Annotated in this window: 17 protein-coding genes; 9 read left to right on the forward strand and 8 right to left on the reverse strand. The window is 38.7% G+C overall.

Annotated elements, in window-relative coordinates:
• Nucleotides 1–260: 260 nt before the first annotated feature.
• The gene (locus RSA43_02970) at nt 261–1,592 is read left to right on the forward strand and encodes an MFS transporter (protein ID MEG2496246.1); all 1,332 of its coding nucleotides are present in this window, start codon (nt 261–263) and stop codon (nt 1,590–1,592) included.
• 45 nt (nt 1,593–1,637) lie between these two features.
• Complete coding sequence (dnaE, locus tag RSA43_02975) at nt 1,638–5,378, forward strand: DNA polymerase III subunit alpha (protein ID MEG2496247.1); 3,741 nt, start codon at nt 1,638–1,640, stop codon at nt 5,376–5,378.
• Nucleotides 5,379–5,391: 13 nt separating this feature from the next.
• Here the strand turns inward: dnaE and RSA43_02980 are convergent, their stop codons facing one another.
• Nucleotides 5,392–6,264 (reverse strand): hypothetical protein, encoded by an 873-nt coding sequence (locus RSA43_02980; GenBank protein ID MEG2496248.1) that lies wholly within the window; start codon nt 6,262–6,264, stop codon nt 5,392–5,394.
• 245 nt (nt 6,265–6,509) lie between these two features.
• On the opposite strand from RSA43_02980, the gene RSA43_02985 reads away from it, so the two are divergent.
• The 3 genes from RSA43_02985 to RSA43_02995 are packed head-to-tail and all read left to right on the forward strand — an operon-like array spanning nt 6,510 to nt 8,470.
• The gene (locus tag RSA43_02985) at nt 6,510–7,481 is read left to right on the forward strand and encodes a tetratricopeptide repeat protein (protein ID MEG2496249.1); all 972 of its coding nucleotides are present in this window, start codon (nt 6,510–6,512) and stop codon (nt 7,479–7,481) included.
• Complete coding sequence (locus RSA43_02990) at nt 7,450–8,055, forward strand: hypothetical protein (GenBank protein ID MEG2496250.1); 606 nt, start codon at nt 7,450–7,452, stop codon at nt 8,053–8,055. Before RSA43_02985 ends, RSA43_02990 begins: the two co-directional genes overlap by 32 nt.
• Nucleotides 8,042–8,470, forward strand: a complete 429-nt coding sequence (locus tag RSA43_02995; protein MEG2496251.1) for an ATP-binding protein — start codon at nt 8,042–8,044, stop codon at nt 8,468–8,470. Before RSA43_02990 ends, RSA43_02995 begins: the two co-directional genes overlap by 14 nt.
• On the opposite strand, the gene RSA43_03000 is transcribed toward RSA43_02995, so the two are convergent.
• Entirely contained in the window at nt 8,446–8,883 is a 438-nt protein-coding gene (locus RSA43_03000; GenBank protein MEG2496252.1) for a hypothetical protein, read from the reverse strand. The two genes, RSA43_02995 and RSA43_03000, sit on opposite strands and share 25 nt — an antisense overlap.
• Nucleotides 8,884–9,062: 179 nt before the next feature.
• Here RSA43_03000 and RSA43_03005 point away from each other — a divergent pair, with 179 nt between their 5' ends.
• A complete protein-coding gene (locus tag RSA43_03005; protein ID MEG2496253.1) occupies nt 9,063–10,364 on the forward strand; it encodes a D-alanyl-D-alanine carboxypeptidase family protein in 1,302 nt (433 codons plus the stop codon).
• On the opposite strand, the gene RSA43_03010 is transcribed toward RSA43_03005, so the two are convergent.
• From RSA43_03010 to RSA43_03030, 5 genes are all read right to left on the reverse strand, one after another.
• Nucleotides 10,359–11,456: an RsmB/NOP family class I SAM-dependent RNA methyltransferase gene (locus RSA43_03010; GenBank protein MEG2496254.1), complete on the reverse strand. Its 1,098-nt coding sequence runs from the start codon at nt 11,454–11,456 to the stop codon at nt 10,359–10,361. The two genes, RSA43_03005 and RSA43_03010, sit on opposite strands and share 6 nt — an antisense overlap.
• A gap of 61 nt (nt 11,457–11,517) precedes the next feature.
• A complete protein-coding gene (locus tag RSA43_03015) occupies nt 11,518–11,913 on the reverse strand; it encodes a hypothetical protein (protein MEG2496255.1) in 396 nt (131 codons plus the stop codon).
• Entirely contained in the window at nt 11,888–13,087 is a 1,200-nt protein-coding gene (locus RSA43_03020) for a phosphoglycerate kinase (GenBank protein ID MEG2496256.1), read from the reverse strand. Before RSA43_03020 ends, RSA43_03015 begins: the two co-directional genes overlap by 26 nt.
• Nucleotides 13,088–13,117: 30 nt before the next feature.
• Nucleotides 13,118–14,395 carry an inorganic phosphate transporter gene (locus tag RSA43_03025; protein MEG2496257.1) on the reverse strand — a complete coding sequence of 426 codons (1,278 nt, stop codon included), beginning with the start codon at nt 14,393–14,395 and terminating at the stop codon, nt 13,118–13,120.
• A gap of 8 nt (nt 14,396–14,403) precedes the next feature.
• Entirely contained in the window at nt 14,404–15,099 is a 696-nt protein-coding gene (locus RSA43_03030; protein ID MEG2496258.1) for a TIGR00153 family protein, read from the reverse strand.
• A 32-nt stretch (nt 15,100–15,131) separates the two neighbouring features.
• On the opposite strand from RSA43_03030, the gene RSA43_03035 reads away from it, so the two are divergent.
• Together RSA43_03035 and RSA43_03040 are read left to right on the forward strand one after the other, a co-directional pair.
• Nucleotides 15,132–16,100, forward strand: a complete 969-nt coding sequence (locus RSA43_03035; protein ID MEG2496259.1) for an ABC transporter ATP-binding protein — start codon at nt 15,132–15,134, stop codon at nt 16,098–16,100.
• A complete protein-coding gene (locus RSA43_03040; protein MEG2496260.1) occupies nt 16,090–16,932 on the forward strand; it encodes an ATP-binding cassette domain-containing protein in 843 nt (280 codons plus the stop codon). The genes RSA43_03035 and RSA43_03040 overlap by 11 nt, the downstream gene beginning before the upstream one ends.
• Nucleotides 16,933–16,936: 4 nt before the next feature.
• On the opposite strand, the gene RSA43_03045 is transcribed toward RSA43_03040, so the two are convergent.
• Nucleotides 16,937–17,761: a ParB/RepB/Spo0J family partition protein gene (locus RSA43_03045; protein ID MEG2496261.1), complete on the reverse strand. Its 825-nt coding sequence runs from the start codon at nt 17,759–17,761 to the stop codon at nt 16,937–16,939.
• 284 nt (nt 17,762–18,045) lie between these two features.
• Here RSA43_03045 and RSA43_03050 point away from each other — a divergent pair, with 284 nt between their 5' ends.
• Nucleotides 18,046–18,729 carry a hypothetical protein gene (locus RSA43_03050; protein MEG2496262.1) on the forward strand — a complete coding sequence of 228 codons (684 nt, stop codon included), beginning with the start codon at nt 18,046–18,048 and terminating at the stop codon, nt 18,727–18,729.
• Nucleotides 18,730–18,792: the final 63 nt, after the last annotated feature.

The raw sequence follows: 18,792 nt of genomic DNA on the forward strand, positions 1-18,792 counted from the left end.
TGTTATAAAAAATAAACGGAAGACGCAATATCTATATTATCTTAATGACTTGCTTTCTCAAAAATTAGGAAGGTTCGATATTTTCAATCAAAAATACCCCTTAGTTACATAACTAAAAAAATCCCTAAAAATTTTAAATCATCGTTGTTTCCTAACAATCGGAAATCACAACATACTTGTTTTTTCAAAACTCATATGTTAATCTGACGATTTTGACTCCGCAACTGTATCTTTGCCTCTAACATACAAAGGTTTTGCTTATGAGCTTGATCCCTAATTTTCTCCGTCCCCCTAAACACAGAGAAGAAATTAAAGATCCTGCCAAAGTTACCCAGAAATACAAATACTGGCGTATTCGTATTTTCTATAGCATGTTCATCGGCTATATTTTTTATTACTTTACTAGGAAAAGCTTTACTTTTGCCATGCCGGCATTGATTAATGACTTAGGCTTTTCGAAAGCTCAGCTCGGTTTGTTGGGCAGCATCCTCTACATTTCTTACGGGATAAGCAAGTTCGTCAGTGGTATCGCCTCCGATCAATCCAATCCCCGTTTCTTCATGTCATTGGGATTGATAATAACAGGATTGACCAATATCTTTTTCGGGCTTTCCTCTTCTTTGCTTCTTTTCTCCGTATTCTGGGGTATTAACGGTTGGTTTCAAGGTTGGGGATGGCCTCCTTGTGCTCGTTTACTGACGCACTGGTATTCCCGTTCCGAAAGAGGGACTTGGTGGAGTGTCTGGAGCACGTCGCATAATATCGGCGGTTTTCTTATTCCGATCCTAATGGCTTATCTCGTCAAATATTTTGACTGGCGTTGGGCCATGGCGATACCCGGACTTTCCTGTATTGTTATGGGACTTCTTTTGATGAATCGATTAAGAGATACGCCGCAATCCTTGGGATTGCCTTCAATTGAAAAATTCAGAAACGATTATCAAGGTGTGGAAGCGTCTCAAGAGAAAGAATTATCTACGACCCAAATTTTATTCGATTATGTCTTAACCAATAAATGGTTATGGTTATTGGCAGCAGCTTCTTTTTTCATTTATGTCGTTCGAATGGCCATCAATGATTGGAGTGCTCTTTTCCTGATTGATACAAAAAAATATTCCGTTCTGAAAGCCAATATCTGTGTATCGGTATTCGAAATCGGGGGATTATTCGGTATGTTGATTGCCGGTCGATTATCCGATAAATGGTCGCAAGGCAAGCGCGGACCGATGAATACGTTATTCTCATTAGGAATGGTTCTTTCGGTTCTGGGTTTTTGGCTCTATTCTAAAGAAAATTTCTATCTGGACGCTACATTCCTGTTCTGGATTGGTTTCTTCTTGTTCGGGCCGCAAATGTTAATTGGGCTTGCCGCAGCCGAATTATCTCATAAAAAAGCGGCCGGAACGGCTAGTGGATTTGCCGGATGGTTCGCATATTTCGGCGCAGCTTTTGCAGGGTATCCTTTAGGAAAAATTGCGGATCACGGATGGGACGGTTATTTTCTGACATTAACTGTATGTGGGTTGATTGCGGTCCTTTTATTTTTACCGACTTGGAATGCCGTTTCGGATTCGCCTACCGAACATAAATAATTAACTGCTCTTTATTACCGGTTGAACATAAGTTAAAAGAACGTTTTGTCTTGGATTCCTTTACATTGTCACTCTCAATATTCGATATTGGATTCTACATGCTCCATCGAAGCACTAGCTAAAAGGGCTGCGGATTTCAATATGCCCGCTATGGCTCTGACCGATCACGGTAACATGTACGGAGCCATCGATTTCTATAAAGAATGTCTCAAGCATGACATCAAACCTATCATAGGTGTTGAAATATATGTTGCACCCTCTTCACGTTTCAATAAAAAAAGAGAATCTCGAGGAGCTCCTACCGCCTATCATCTCATTTTGCTCTGCAAGAACGAAGAAGGATACCGTAACCTTTGTTATCTGACTTCAAAGGGTTTCACCGAAGGATTTTATTATCATCCCAGAATCGACAAAGAGTTATTAGCCGAACATTCTTCCGGCCTTATTTGTTTATCGGGTTGTTTATCAGGCTCCGTAGCTCAAGCAGCCTTGAAGTCCGAGGAAGAACTGGAACAGGAAATTTTGTTTTATCGAGATATTTTTAAAGATGATTTTTACTTAGAGCTTCAATTACATGAGATGATTCCTCAAGATATTGCTCTTATTTCCGAAGATTGGCTTAAGCAAGATTATTATTCTTTAATCGAGAGTCAAAAAAAAGTTAATGGGGCTCTTTTAACTCAAGGCCAAAAGTTCGGTATTTCTTGTGTAGCGACAAACGATTCCCATTATCTGAATGCCGAAGATTTTGAAAGCCACGAAATTTTGTTGAATGTCCAATCGGGAGAAACGACACGAATTGCAAAAAACGACCTTTACGTTCCCAATCCGAAACGCAAAGTTTATAAAAGTCGTGAATATTATTTTAAGTCTCCTCTACAAATGGAAATCGGTTTTAAAAATAATCCGGAAGCATTAACCAATACTCTTGAGATCGCAGATAAATGCTTTGTCCCCTTCGATTTTAATAAAAAATACTATCCCGTTTACATGCCTCCGGGATTCGAAGATAAAACGGATTACGATGAAACTCTTCGTTATTCCGCTTCGGGAAATTTTTTAAAACGTTTATGTAACGAAGGGATAGCTCGTAAATACACACCGGAGCTTTTGAAAATTTTAGCTGATAAGTTTCCCGGTCAAGATCCGATGAATATTATTCGAAACAGACTGGAAAAAGAATTATCCGTAATAATTTCCAAAGGCATGTGCGACTATTTGCTGATTGTATGGGACATCATTCAATGGGCAAAGAATCATAATATTCCGGTAGGTCCCGGAAGAGGGTCCGGCGCAGGCTCCATTATATTGTTTCTTATCGATGTAACCAGTATAGAACCTTTGCGTTTCGATTTATTCTTCGAACGCTTCATTAATCCGGAACGTATTTCCTATCCCGATATAGACATCGACATCTGCATGTCCGGTCGAGAGCAGGTAATTAATTATGCTGCCGAACGTTACGGAAAAGACAACGTCGCTCAAATTATTACCTTCGGAACCATGAAAGCCAAAATGGCCGTTAAAGACGTAGGACGAGTTCTCGATATTCCTTTAGCTGAAGTAAACGTTATCGCCAAATTCATTCCGGAAACGAATACCCCCTTGGAAAAAGCCGTTGAGATCGACTCCGATTTACAAAATTTATATCTAAGAGATAAGAAAGCCAAATTCTTAATAGATATGGCTCAAAAACTGGAAGGCTGTATCAGAAATACCGGAGTCCATGCCGCCGGCGTCATTATTTCCAATGAAAAGTTAATGGAAAGGATTCCCATCTGTTTGCCTAAAGATTCATCTATGATTACGACTCAATTTTCGATGAAACCTCTGGAAGCCATCGGAATGTTGAAAGTGGATTTCTTGGGACTTAAAACTCTAACCAGTATAGATATTGCCTTAAAATCCATTGCAGTCCAAGACGATAAAAAACTACGGGTTGAAACATTACCTCTCGACGATAAAAATACCTTCAAACTTTTGCATCAAGGAAAGACTTTAGGAGTTTTTCAAATGGAATCATCGGGGATGCAAGAGTTGTCCAAACAATTACAACCCGATTGCTTTGAAGAAATCATAGCTATAGGAGCCTTATATCGACCCGGTCCTATGGATATGATTCCTTCTTTCATTAACAGAAAACATAAACGTGAGCCGATAGAGTACGACCATCCTTTAATGGAAACCATTCTGAAAGAAACCTACGGTATTATGGTTTATCAAGAACAGGTTATGCAAATCGCACAAACTCTTGCAGGATATTCTCCCGGAGAAGGTGACGTTTTACGAAGAGCTATGGGGAAAAAAGACGCTTTACAGATGCTCCAAGAACGAGAAAAGTTCTGTCTAGGCGCCTATTCAAACGATCTTTCTGAGGAAACCGCAACGGCCATTTTCGACAAAATGGAAAAATTTGCCTCCTACGGATTCAATAAATCGCATGCTGCCGCTTACGGATTGATTACCTATGCCACCGCTTACTTAAAAGCCAATCATCCTAAACAATGGATGGCAGCACTACTTACGAGCGATAGAGATGATATCGACAAATTAGGTAAGCTTCTCAGAGAATGTCGAAACATGGGCATATCCATTCTTCCTCCCGATATCAATGAATCCGGAGTTGATTTCGTAGCGACTCAAAGCGGTATCCGTTTTGCTATGCCCGGAATAAAAGGTATCAGTTACAATCTCGTCGAAACGGTTATTGAAGAAAGAAATAAAAACGGTCCGTTTATAAGTCTAAAAGATTTTATGAAACGAGTAGACTTATCTCGAGTCACTAAAAAATCTTTGGATCTATTAATCGATAGCGGTTGTTTCGATTTTACCGGCAATAATAAAGACGCGTTAAAAATGCGACTGGAATCGACTTACGATGCCATCCATAAAGAAAAAAAAGAAGCAGCAACCGGTGTATTAACGCTTTTCTCTCTAATCGATGCTCCTGACAACTACGATGATTATGTAATTGACAATCAACAGACGACTTTGGTTCCGAGAAATGAATGTGCCATTCTTAAGAAGGAAAAAGAGCTTCTCGGTTTTTATTTGACTAAGCATCCCATGGATCGTTTTGCTAAATATTTTAAGTATTTGTCTTGCATTCCTTTTTCCGAAATACAAACTTTAGATCATGGGACCGTTTTTCGATCGGCTTTTATCATTGATAAAGTTACCGTCAAGGTCTCTTCAAAAGGACAGAAAAAATTCGCAGTATTGAAAATCAGCGATTTATCGGAATCCATTGAATTACCTATTTGGTCCGATTTATTCGATTCGAAATCTCATCTTCTTGAAGAAGACAATCTTATTTATGCAATATTGGTTGTCGATAAAAGAAGTGAAGTTCTACGATTGAGTTGTCGTTGGATGGATAGTTTGATATCGGTCATTCCGGATTCCGAAAATCCGGATAACGTTAGAAATATCGATGAGATTTATGAAAAAATCAAATACCAATTAGCTAAATCGAATTCGTTTAAGGACGGTTTTCTAATGTCAGAGAAAAAAAGTTCCGCTTCGGGATCGGAAAAAAGCGATCAAACAGCTTCCCCTATTCATCTGAAAATCAGTATTGATAAAATGACCCTCTCTCATTTCCTGACTTTAAAGACTTATCTTAAAAAACACCCCGGAAATTCTCCCGTCATACTGAACTTCTTTTTTAACGATCGAAAATTTGCCGTTATCCACCCCGGAAAAGCATTTTGTGTCGGGGTTACGGATATCGTATTAAAAGATTATCTGAAAAAAAACGGCTTTACCGTCGAGCTCTTGACGTAAAGAGTTTCGGATTTTACAATGACAGTTTTTTTCCGTTCACGGCATTAATAAACTCGCTTCTTAAAGCTCCGGTCTCGCTTTTCAAAGACACCTTATAAACAGGAACGAAAACCGTTTCGTGTTTAACGATAACGAAATTACTTCCGAAAGCCATTTTAGCTAAATTTCTTACCTGATCCGAAGAATACTCTCTGGGATAAAATTTTGATTTTCTAGGTGTCGAATAAGCTACTAACGAACTTTTTAATTTTGTCGTATTACCTTGTAACGCATTCAACGATCTAAAGAGTAACCCGATCTTATTACCGCTTACGAACACTAATTTTTTCTTGCAGCATTGTTTAATGTCAGCTTCAACATCCTTACATTCAAGTTCCAAAAGCATCCTTAACGATTCTTTTGAAGAAATACCGCCTAATAAAGCCAAAGCCTGTAGAATTTTAAAGTCTTTTTGATCGGCACGAAATAAAAGACAATCTTCAAAACCTTGAGAACAATCCCAAGTATCGGTATCCAAAACCATCTCTCCATTAACGAGACTCCATAGAATCACGCCTTCTTGAGTTCCGCTTCTTAAGCCTTCTCTAGCATATTTCACGTGCATAAGAAGATGGGGGAAAAAATTCAATTCGGTCCTCACTCCAAAATCATCGATCAACTCAATACCGGGGATGACATCCTGCGGTGAATATTTAGCCTCAAGAGCTTTGATTTTTTCCAAACCGAAAAAAGTTTTCACCAACCGCTCGGATTTACCGGCAAAAAAAGCAAATTTTTCGAATGCGTTACTAAAAAATCCTTGAGCAGGAGGAAGCCTGTCAAAAAAACCTGCCCCTCCAAAGAAAGTAACCGTCAAAATGCCTGTTAAAACGAACAATTTTTTCATATAGTACCTTCTTATTATTTTCTCATATAAAAAGAATTATTTCTTTGAAATTTTCAATAAACTCAAAAACGATTTTTAAACAAAAGAAAATTAAACATCTATGTAATACAATGCATAACTATTATTTTCATCATGACAATAAAATATAAAATCCTTGAACCGCAAATCAGGGAACTGTAGGATCATGTCCACCAGTGAGGTAGAGATGTCCTCCCCTCTTTTAACTAAAAAATGTCTGGCATGCAATGAAATATAAAATATTTTTTTTAGTGTTTATTTTCTTAATAATAGGCTCAACGTTTAACGTCAATGCACAGCCTTTTGAAATTTTTAAGGGCAAATTAGCTCCGGGAAGATTTATTCCTTCAAAGAGTGCCGATGAATATCACCTTCAGGCGGAAAGCTATTTTGAAGCCGGAAATTATCCTAAAGCGCTTTTATGTTACTTATTGATTATTCATCACTTCAAAAACAACGTTCATTGTTCTTCCGCTTTAAAGCAGGTGGCTTTTTGTTACGTACGTTTGGGAAAACCTGATCTTGCAGATAGATATCTTTCTCAATACGTGGAAATTAACGAAGGTTCAGCCAATTTTCAAGACGTCTGTCATCTTAAATACATGATTGCTCAAAGTTATGCCAAAGGCACGAAAAAACATCTTTACGGCTTGGAAGGATTACCTCGTTTGGAAAATGCCCAAGACGATGCCCTACGCATTTATAATGAGATCATTTCTTCTTTCCCTGCGGAAGAAGTTGCCGCTAAATCCTTATTCGGGAAAGCCGTTTTATTAATGATTCAAAAAAAATACGACGATTCGATAAAAATATTTCAAATGTTGATTCGTCAATTCCCGGAAAGTTCTTTAAGTCCCGATTCATTTGTTAATATATCCAAGATATATTTAATTCAAAGTTTGTCGGAACCTCAAAATTCAAAATACTTGTCCTCAGCCGCGAATAATTTAATACGCATGAAAGAACTATATCCGGGCGTAGTACAAAAAATCGCGGCTGCATCTTTAAATCTGCAAAAAATTCGGGAAAACAGCGCGGAAGGCCTGTATCGTTTAGGACGGTTTTACGAAAAAAAGAGAAAAATACTTTCTGCCCGCATTTACTATAAAAATGCGGTTAACACTTTTCCCGAAACTTTAGCTGCAGGAAAATGCCGTGAACGTATTGATGCTCACACGGGTCTTATTTTCGCTTCTTAGTCCTTTATTTTTGCGATTGTGGGTTTGTATTTTATGTTTATCAACCGGTTCCTGCTGTTATACCGTTCTTTCGAATCGTTGTACCGATGTTTCCGAACGTTTGAACTCTACGTTTTATATCGCGGGAATTCCTGATGACGAGCAGGGTATTCTTCAAGCCACGATTATTACGGAACTGATCAAAAGAAATTATCGATTTTGTCCTGATAATTCAAAAGCTTATTTAAACATTACCGTTACCGAACTAAAGAATATCGAAGAAAGCACCGGTTTTACTTTTGCTCCTCAAACACAAGAGCAACCGAAAAGACGATTTCTCGTATCAAATGAAAGCAAACTGATTTCTTGCGCCGTTATAACGGTAAAAAATCCGGCTGGAGTCATTATAACTTCATTTACGGTAGAACTGGATGCCTATTATGACTTTCAACCGGATTTAGGAGTCGAAAATTATCATAACTTTGCTTTAGGTCAATTCGAAATGCACGGAGAAGCTTATAAAACCGCTCAACAGACGGTTTATCGACAACTGGGGACCTTAATCGCTCAAAGGGTGTTCTATGAACTTACTTGACTTTTCTTTTCCGGCAGAGTTGCATTTTCTAAAAGATATTTTGAGTCAAATCAAACGTCTCGCCTATCCTTATATGCCGGTTCCAAAACAATTGTTTTATTTAGAACTTGCCTGTGAAGAAGCTATAATGAATATTATTTCATATGCTTATTCAACCGGTCCGGGAACGATAGATATTTCCTGCGCCGTCTCCGATGAAACCTTCGACGTTAAAATTCAAGATGAGGGAACATCGTTTAATCCTTTGGAAAACTCTCCTTCGACAACAGCAAATTCCTTGAAAGATAATTCGATGGGTGGTGTCGGTCTCATTTTATTATTCCATGCTGCGGATAAAACATCTTATCGAAGAGAGCAGAACAAAAATATCTTAACTCTTTCGTTCTATATTCAAAAATCCGAATCATCTTCATAAAACGAAGATAACTCCCTTTCATTCTCATCTATTTCACTAAGAGAGTTTTCCAAAAATTTTAAAATAACATCCGATCTGTTATGTCGACCGATGGCTTTAAAAGCAACTTCGGGCTTAATATCTCCTCCTTTATTCAGAGCAATCAAACAATAGGTAATCGATTCGCTGTTTAATATTTCCGGTACTATCCAAACCGTAAATTTTTTATTGAACAAAGTTAATTTATCAAGGGATTCCATAACAAAAAAATTATAATGCAATTTATCGACTCCGAACCCGCAATCGTAATCAGCTAAAAGTTCGTTCGATCCGACTCCGGATACATCCTTAATATCCTGAAAGCCTTCGGGTATAAACTGTTTTAAATTTGAAATGTATTTATGATAAACTCGGTCTAAATATTCAGGATCCATATTTTTTCTCCTTATATAAATGGTAGTTTCTTTTTTTTGAAGTAGTCAAGAGTTTTAATAAAAATGAAATTATGTGTGGACGATATTAAACTATTAATAAATAAAAATTAAAATAAGAACATATTATCCGTTTCAAACGGTTTACTGTTATCTAAATTTAGTAACGCTTACCACCGGTTATGTATAAAACATTTTGGATATTAGTCTTTTCGATTATCCGGTTTTCAATAACGACTTTCGGTTTAGAATTTCAGAATGAGAGCAAAGCTGTTTTAATAATGAATGCGCAAACAGGACACGTACTTTTCGAAAGAGACGGTCATGAGCTTTTGTATCCGGCAAGTACGACTAAAATAGCTACAGCGCTGTTCTTTATCACGAAATATTCTCACCTTCTTAATAATAAAGCCGTTATCAAGTCCGATTATTTAACCTCAATCACGCCTCAAACCAAACGACAATCGAATTACAGAAGTCCTGCTCATTGGCTTGAAACGGACGGCTCCCAAATAGGGCTTAAAATTAAAGAAGAAGTATCCGTTTACGATCTTTTAAATGCTACTTTGATTGCCTCGGCCAATGATGCGGCAAATTGTTTAGCCGGAATAGCTTGCGATAGTATTCCGCGATATATTGAAGATATGAATGACTTTTTAAGATCCCTAGGATGTCTTAAAACTCATTTTATGAATCCTCACGGCTTACATCACCCCAATCACATGACGACTGCCTATGATCTGGCTTTAATGACTAGGGAGGCTTTAAAAAATCCGCTGTTTCGTTCCATCACCTCCTCGCTCAGCTACAAAGCACAGGCAACCAATCTGGAATCGGAAAGAATTTTTTCACAAACCAATCGATTACTTTTACCTAAAAGCCTGTATTTTTATCCCTATGCCTACGGAGTTAAAACCGGATCGACAAAAGATGCGGGGAAAAATCTCGTAGCTGCAGCTTCCGATAACCGTAGGTCTTTGATTGGGGTTATCATGGGATGTCAAGAATCGTCGGATATTCTTTATAAAGATATGATTCGTCTTTTCGAAACTGTTTTTCACGAACCTCAGAAACGTTGCTATAGGCTTCAACCAGGCACTCAACTCAGCATTTCAATTCCCGGAGTTAGCCGTAAAATTAAGGTTATGCTTCAAGAAGGCCTTTCCTATAACATATTTCCGTCCGAGCCTTCATTGAATCCCCATTTATCATTTAAAAGAGCTTCCGTCGTATTACCATTACAACCGGGAGATCATTTAGGAACGTTATGTATCTTTGATCAAGACGGTGCGCTTTTAAACAAGGTACCCGTCGTTACGGATATCGCTATCAATCCGGACTCTTTATTTTTAAGATTCTTACATAAATTATTAAAAATAAAAGCCTCTCTCATAACCTTGTTAATAATTTTGCCGTTCCTAAGATTCGGCATCACAAAACGGCGTATGCGCAAATCGGCTTCCGGAAGATCGTCGTATTTATAAAGATAAATCTGCCATGAAAAATCCATCTCCCGTCCCTTTGGCAGGGAAGTGACGATAAAGAGGTTGAGTCAATGTCAACCCGTATTCTTTTTGAAAAAACTCTATTTGCTCCTCATTTTCCTGGGGCAGAATAGAGCAGGTCATATAAACCAATCTACCTGAGGGAGCTAAAAAAGAAACGGCTTTTTTCACGATTTCTCTCTGTAAAAGCAATAGCTTATTCAACCGATCCGAAGAAAACTCCCACTTTAGCCACGGCGATCTTCGATAAGTTCCCGTTCCCGTACAGGGCACATCGGTTAATACGACGGAATAGATTCCTTGCATGAATTGCGGATATATAATCTCCGTATTCACTACACCCGCTCTTTGCAGCCTTTGAACAGCTTTATTCAAGCAATGAGTTCTTATATCATGTAAAAACAAGCGCCCGGCTCTATCGGCACAAGCTAAACTCTTACCTCCCGTACCGGCACAGTAATCTAAAACCGTATCATGCTTGAATAATTGCATCCAACGGGCCGCACATTGTGAAGACTCGTCCTGAAACTCAAACCATCCCTTTTTAAACTCAGGAGTACTTTCCAAAGGATAACGTTTATGAAAGGAAATACCCAGATCCGATTCCTTACAAAACGTCCCGAAATATTTATCTTTCCAAAGAGCCATCAATTCCTCTCTCGTGGTTTTAAGAGGATTAATACGAATAGTCGCCGGAGCCGGCGTATCGCAAACGATACCGAAATTTCTTGTGAAATTTTCTCCGTAATATTGATTTAAAAGTTCCCATAATTCCGATGTCAACCCATATTTCAAATGTATCGGAAGATCAAACTCTTCAAAGGAAAAATCAGGTTGTAATAGAAGATTGATATATTCTTTTAAGGAATTTTTTCCCGTGATATAAGCTAACGTTCCTTTACGACGCAAAATACTGAAAACCAGATTAGCTATGACTTTTCTGTCTTTAGAACCCAAACAATGATTATCCTTAAAATAACGTGCCAATATCCGATCCGGTGCCGTTGGCACGGTTTCGATGAGTTGCAAGACATGCTCTAGATGATTTCTGAGAAAATTCGAAATATTCATAAATAACGGCCGTTTTCAAATAAAAAATCCAATAAATAAGGAATTATCAATAGAAATTATTTCAATGACGATTATCCCTTAAAGCGACTAGTTTATTTAAAATCGATTTTTTGATGTGCGTTATAAATAATATTTCATTCCAAGCATGAAAATTTTTCCGTTTTTTCTCTGTTTTTCTTAATTTTTTTTCATCGATAGCACTTAAAAGAGCTTCTAAAGAAAAAAGAGTAATTCTTTTGTTACGTAATAAGATATCCAATCGCTGTGCCAAAAGATGATAATTCGTATTTTCTAAGTTTGAATCAATGGGGATGGCTCTCCACCAATTCCCTTCCGCAACCAATCGAAAACAAGAATCGCGAATACAAAGCTCTAGAGATCTTAGATAATAATCGGAAGAAAATTCTATGGTCCAACTATCGGACATAACTTTAGAGAGATCCTGGAGAAAGAACATCTATCCCGGGTAAGTTTCCGTGTTCAATAAATTCCAGAGAGGCTCCTCCTCCAGTGGAAACATGAGTAATCCCAGCGGAAACTCCTGCCGATTTAATGACTGCCGCCGCATCACCGCCGCCTACAATCGATACGGCCTCGGAAAGGGCAATGATTCTCGCTAATTGTAATGAACCCGTGTCGAAAGGAGGAACTTCATACATCCCTACGGGCCCATTCCAAAAAACGGTTCCTGAAGAACGTAATATCTTATCGAAAACGGTAACGGTTTGAGAACCTATATCGAACACGGATTCATCTTGAGGAATATTTTCAACCGAAACTTCACGTGCCGTACTTTTCGGATCTCGAGCTATTTTAACATCGACAGGTAATACGATATCAACACCGGTCTCTTTGGCTCGTTGCAAAAGTTCAACGGCTGAAGGAAGACCTTCCGCATCAAACAAAGATTGACCTATATCAAGACCTTGAGCTTTTAAAAAGGTCAGTCCCATGCCTCCACCGAGAAGAATGGAGGAAGCTTTATTTATAAGTGCATTAATGACGCCTATTTTCGAGGTAATTTTAGACCCACCGAGAAGAACCGTAAAAGGTTCCACGATGTCCTTATTGAGAGTATTACCCAAAAAATCAATCTCTTTCTCTACGAGAAAGCCCATACCCGCATGCCCGGGAAAATATTGCGGAACCATATATACCGAAGCATGTTTACGATGACATGTACCGAAAGCATCGTTTACGTATAAGTCACCTAAAGAGGCTAATCCCATAGCAAATTCCGGATGTTCATTCGGGTTTTTTTCTCCTTTATGAAAACGAAGATTTTCAAGTAAAACTATTCGGCATTTCAAGACTTCTTCTATGCATCGCCCTACATCATCGTTAGGAAAATCGGATACGAAACCGACTTTACGACCTAAAAATTCCTCTAAAATTTTTACGATAGGTTTTAAGGAATAAGTCATATCGATACTTTTAGGATCACCCAAATGACTCATTAAAATTACCTTGGCTCCTTCCTTCAAAAGATATTCGATAGTGGGGAGAGACGCCTTAATACGGGTATCGTCAAGAATTCGCCCATCCTTTAAAGGGACATTGAAATCTACTCTTAATAACACTCTACGTCCGTTAAAGGACATATCTCGAATCGATAATCTTTGTTTTACCATACCGCTACCGTTGATGGGATTCTAACTCTTTTAGACATACCCGAACAATAACCTTAAAATAAAGAAAAACAATATCGATAATCCTGCTCCGGCGGGCACCGTAATAAACCAAGAAAATACGATATCTCGAATCACGTTCAAATTGATGGCTTTAATACCCCTGGCAAATCCGACTCCTAAAATGGCTCCGACTACCACGTGAGTCGTCGATATTGGGAACCCTAATTTGGAAGCCAAAACAACGGTTACCGACGAACCGAATCCTGCCGAGAATCCTCTGGAAGGCGTTAATTCGGTGATTTTACATCCTACCGTTTCTATCACTCTCCAGCCCCAAGTGGCTAATCCAAGCACGATACCGATACCACCCATAATCAATAGCCATACGTTCCCATCATGCAACATAAATTTCGGATAAACAATCTTCAATACCGCAGCTACGGGAGCTATGGCGTTAGCCACGTCATTCGAACCATGAGCAAAAGCCATAAAGCAGGCAACAACCATTTGAAAATAAGAAAAAATAACTTCTACAACCAAATAGTTTTTTCCGTAATGAGCCGTTTTCTGAATACGACGAATTAACTTTTGATCATTGAGAATTTGATCGTAATCACGGTTTTTTTTAAGAATAAGAAAAGTAAATCCAAATGCTGCCAATCCCCCGGCTGCTATTATTAAATATCTATAAACAATATTTATGCGTTCGGCGAGCAAGCCTCCGTTCAAAATAATTCCCGTTAAAACGGAAATAACGGCAAAAGCCAGATAAGGAGCCACTTGAATAATGGCTTGAACAGGATTTGCATGATACAGAATGCGACGTCTGATTAAGGAAAAAATAACGAAAGAAACGACTCCCCCAAAGAGAGGCGATAATATCCAACTTAAAATGATTGAAAAAACATGTCCCCAATAGATAGCACCGGAATTTCCGACAACCAATCCAAAACCTATAACGGCTCCGATAATTGAATGAGTAGTCGAAACGGGCCATCCGAAAAAAGAAGCCGTTTGCAACCATACTCCGGTTGCCAACAAAGCTGCCGTCATTCCGTAAACATAATCCAATGTACCTCCCGGGAAACCGGAAAAGTTTACGATTCTCGATTCAATAGTTCCGGAAACTTCACCTCCGAAAACAAAAGCCCCTAAAAATTCAAAAACGGCAGCAATAATAACGGCCTGTTTCAAAGACAAAGCTCCGGAACCTACGCTGGTCCCGACAGCATTAGCGACATCGTTAGCTCCGATGTTCCATGCGGCATATAAACCGCAAAGAATCACTAAGATTACTAAAGATAACATAAAGGTATCTATCTTTCCTCTAAAGTCATGTTTACGCGATTAGCTAATTTTTCCGCATTATCCGATATGGCGGCAATAGCTTGCGTTACTTTCAACCACAAGAAAAGATCTCTCTGATTAATATCGGATTGATCACTTAAGAACGTTTTGAGAAGCACTCTTTGCAATAAATCGGCTTCATGCTCTTTTTTAGCGACTTCAAAAACTTTTTCTCGTGTTTTACTCGCTTCGAATCCACCAAAAGAACTTTCCAGTAATTCATTAAGTTCTTTCATGGTAGCAATGACAGAGTCAAAAGCTTCCAAATTTTTATTTAAGAATAGAAAAAAATCCGATTCAAACGTCGGAAGCAGTTTTAATTGACGAAACGTCAATAGGATTGCAGCATCTTCGGCTCTATCTGCCAAACTATCCTGTAAGGAAAGAATCTCAAGAATAGCTGTCCGAGAAATAGGCAAAAACAATCCGCCGGACAGATGATTTCTTATATCATTTTTCAAGCAATCGGCTTCATGCTCTTTTTCCGATATGTCTTTTGAAGTTCTTTCGATTCCTATATAATCTTCGGACTTCAAGCAACTAAAAATTTTAGGCAACATACCGACACATTCCGAAACGGTGCGCATATGAGCTTCCAGGGGAGCGAAAGGAGAACGCCCGAACAAACGAGCAAGAGTTTGCATAAGAATGCCTTTTTTCCCCATAATATCCTTGAAAAAAGATTTTGTAAATCTCTATGGAAGATCTCCCTATTTTAGAAGTTAAAAACCTCAGCATTCGAATTACCAAGAAAGGTAAGACTCACGAGCTTATCGATAACCTTTCCTTTACTCTCAAAAAAGGACGGACTTTAGCGATTATAGGTGAATCCGGATCAGGAAAATCCGTAGCAGCTCAAGCCATTCTAGGCTTATTGCCGTATCCGCCTTTTCATAAACCTCAAGGCGAAATTCTTTACGGAGATCAAAACCTATTAACCATTCTTCCTCAGGCCTTGGAAAAGATTCGCGGTTCTCGGATTACTATGATCTTTCAAAACCCGCTGACCTGTTTAAATCCCGTATATACTATCGGGCAACAAATGAAAGAAGTCGTCGATCAGCATCTCGGTCTCCATATCGATCAAACAAACATCCTTTTATATGAAGCCCTTGAAAACACGGGGATTACGAATCCCGCTCTTTGCCTGAAACAATACCCTCATCAATTGTCCGGAGGTATGCTGCAAAGAGTGTGTATAGCCATGGCATTAATTTGTCGTCCCGATATTTTAATTGCCGACGAGCCCACGACAGCCTTAGATGCTTCCGTCCAATATCAAATTTTAAAATTATTGAAAGAAATTCAAATAAAAACCGGTATGGCTATTCTTATTATTACCCATAATATGGGGGTCGTTGCCGAGATTGCCGACGACGTTCTGGTGTTATATGCAGGACAACATATTGAAGAAGCTTCAACGTTCGTACTTTTCGATCACATTTCCCATCCGTACACGCAAGCCTTATTTGCGGCGCAACCGGGAATTGGCCCCGGAGAACTGCCTCTTATTCAAGGGCAAATTCCTCATTATACGAATTTTCCTACGGGATGCCGTTTCCATCCGAGATGCGCGCACGTAACGGAACAATGTCGTAAGCGGACGCCGAAAACGATGGATATCGGTGATAAACACAGAGTAAAATGTTGGTTATATGACAAATAAGGGTACATCTAATTTTTTATCGGTAAATGCATTATCGAAATATTATTACAAACGTAAGCACATATTTTCCCGAGAAAAACTGGTTACTGCGGCAGTAAACAACGTTTCTTTTACAATGGATTCGGGAATGATTCTCGGGTTAGTAGGAGAATCGGGTTCCGGAAAGACGACTTTGGCTATGATGCTTATGGGATTGATTAAACCTTCATCCGGTCAAATTCTCTTTGAAAATACGGTAATCGGAACTCCGCAAACTCAACACGTCTATAAGCAAGATTTACGCATGATTTTTCAAGATCCGTATTCTTCCTTAAATCCTCGGAAAACAATTCTCGATAATATAAGTCACCATCTTCTTTATCATCGATTCATTACAACACGCGAAGAACAAATGGCTATCGCAGAAAAAGTGATGGAGAAGGTCGGTCTCTCTCAAGACATACTTTCCCAGTATCCTCATCAATTATCCGGAGGCATGCTGCAAAGAGTTTCCATCGGCAGAGCCATCATAGGAAATGCCAAATTGATCGTTTGCGACGAAATCGTTTCGGCATTGGACTTATCTCTTCAAGCTCAAATCCTGAATATGCTGAAGCACTTACAACACGAACTCAACCTCGGATACCTATTCATATCTCACGATCTGTCCGTCGTCAGTCATTTCTGTTCACATGTACTCATTATGTATAAAGGGCAAATTGTAGAATCCGGAGCTACGCAAGTAGTTTTTGACAATCCAAAGAATGAATATACGAAAATGCTATTGAAAGCGCAGCCCGCCACTCACCCTAAAAATTCTCTGATCAGAAAAACGTATTCATGCGTCGGATAATTTCTTAAGTTTCAAAGGATTTTTGATTTTCAGCCTTAAAGAACCTTTCCAAGGAATCCAAAACCTCTTCCTCTTTATAGCTTAGCACGAAACATCCCCCCGTTTTAAGAGGTTTGAACTTTACTTCCATGCCGAATCGGGTTTTAAAAAACCTAATTAGGTTTTCACTTGTAAGATTTTGTTTAGATTTCGTGCCGGGACCGAAGGAAAGGCTTGTCCTATCTCGAGACTCAATCAATCGTTCCAAATCACGAACCGGCAATTTTCGTTTGATGGCAAGATGAGCCCATTCGTTCCTATCTTTTTCGGAATTCAGCGTTAATAAAACCTTAGCATGTCCCATAGTCAATTCTCCGGATATCAATAAATTTCGGATTTCTTTACCGAAAGTCAATAATCTTAGATAATTGGCTACCGTAGAACGCTTTTTACCGACTCGTAAGGCCAAATTGTCTTGAGTCAATTGAAAAGCATCCATGAATCTTCTGAAAGCTTCGGCCATTTCGATAGGATTTAAATCAACCCGTTGTAAATTTTCGGCTAAAGCCGCTTCGGCGGCACAACTATCTTCGGAAGATCTCACTAAGACTTCTATTTTTTCTCTTCCGAGCAATTTCAATGCTCTCCATCGCCTTTCGCCGGCAATCAATTCGTAATATAAAAACGTACCGTTATTTGAAACTTCCCTAACGACCGGAGGTTGTAACAAGCCTATCGATTCTATCGAATTTGCTAATCCTCTAAGTTCCTCTTCAGAAAAATGACGTCTCGGTTGAAAAGGACTTATTCTGATTGAATCCGAAGGTACTTCCAAAAGAGTGTCTTGCATATTTAATCTCCCGATTATTTATATAAGCTAGTGAACTACCAACCGTCTAAAGCCGGTTGGCTTTCTGCTCAATATTCCTACCTGGAACAAGTTTACACAGGCTATCCTCGTAGTCCCTACGATTCTGTATGGGCCGCTTTTAGCCCATCGTCTAAAGCCAATGGGATCTACGCTCAGTCTTAAACATAAAATCGACGCTACGAAATCATTACAAATATTTTAAATATTTACTAAAAAAAAATCGTAAATTAGAATTCTATGGAATATCTTTATTCCCATTATCTATGAAATTTTTTTCCAAAAACTCTTCGATTTCCGTCGGATTAAAGTGGTGTGTCTTAGGTCTGTGTATCGTTGTTTGTGTTGGCGTGATCTTAGGAAAACAAATGCAATCCCGAAAACGGTTTCATGATCAAATATTGCGGGATCATCTATTCGCAACGAAATCATTGGACTTTATGTCGGTCGGCGATTTCCTATCCCAACAGGAACTTAATCATAAGATAGAAAAAGCTATTATTCGACTTCCCAAAGAAAAAAATTGTTACTTGCCTTTTCTTGCTTCGCTCTTTTTTCTGAATGGAGATACCGAAAAGGGATTGTCTTATTCAAGGGAAGCCTATCAAACGGCCTGTCGGATGTTCGGTTCTTCTAAAATCAGCGAACATTTAATAGCCATTACGGAGGCCATTCAGACGGATGACCTGATAACGGCTTTCGAAATCAATCACGATCTTTTTACTCTTTTGGAAACAAATTACTCCGTAACGGATTATCCTTTGCTGAAGACATTAACGTTAATGAAAGCCGTATGGTTAAGCAATCGCCTCAACGCTATTGAATTCCGTGAGTATTATATGAAAAAACTGTCCGATTCTCCAAAATTCGCCGATGTCATGAAATTATTTTCCGAAGGCAATTGTTCTTTGGAAGCTTATCTAAATAACCCTCTCGTTCATTATGCTTGATATATCTTCCGAAATAATTTCGAGCGATTCGGTCGAATCCCCAAAATATCCTGAAACGACAAC

The organism is Victivallaceae bacterium, from assembly GCA_036659455.1.
Classification (GTDB): domain Bacteria; phylum Chlamydiota; class Chlamydiia; order Chlamydiales; family Chlamydiaceae; genus JAVXCN01.